This window comes from Undibacterium sp. SXout7W (assembly GCF_049339385.1).
Classification (GTDB): domain Bacteria; phylum Pseudomonadota; class Gammaproteobacteria; order Burkholderiales; family Burkholderiaceae_D; genus Undibacterium.
Genome location: NZ_JBMPPF010000088.1, coordinates 1 through 385, shown reverse-complemented (window position 1 = coordinate 385; position 385 = coordinate 1). Strand labels below are relative to the sequence as shown.

The following is a 385-nucleotide window of genomic DNA, read 5'->3' as shown; positions in this document are numbered from 1 at the left end:
ACAACTTCCCGACACCGGTTTTGCTCATTTTTTCAGGTTCAGGCAACAGATTGCTTGCACAGGATAATTACCTTGTTCGTCATCCTGTACTTGGGCAACAGATTTGGTTTATTGCCCCGGTGATGCCTGATTTTTCGCAAGGACAGCATCTTCAGCTACACCCTGATGGTAGTCGCTGTATGTACTACCAGGCATTTTTCAGTTAATGTGGCATTAATAACAAATATTTGCTGAATAATTAACATAATAATGACTTCATTCATATTGTATAAATGCATACTGATTTGATATTTTTTTAATTTATTTTTGCCCGATAAATGCAGTGATACCGTCGTGTCGGTAAGTCAGATACCACTCGACATTGTCCCGCATTCATGTGGCAGAT

1 protein-coding gene is annotated in these 385 nt (G+C 39.2%); it reads left to right on the top strand.

Going from position 1 to position 385, the window contains the following annotated elements; all coding sequences use genetic code 11:
• The coding region (locus tag ACO0LB_RS20610) for a DUF6916 family protein (protein WP_423052581.1) at positions 1 to 206 on the top strand (206 nt) is incomplete at its 5' end.
• Positions 207 to 385 lie beyond the last annotated feature (179 nt).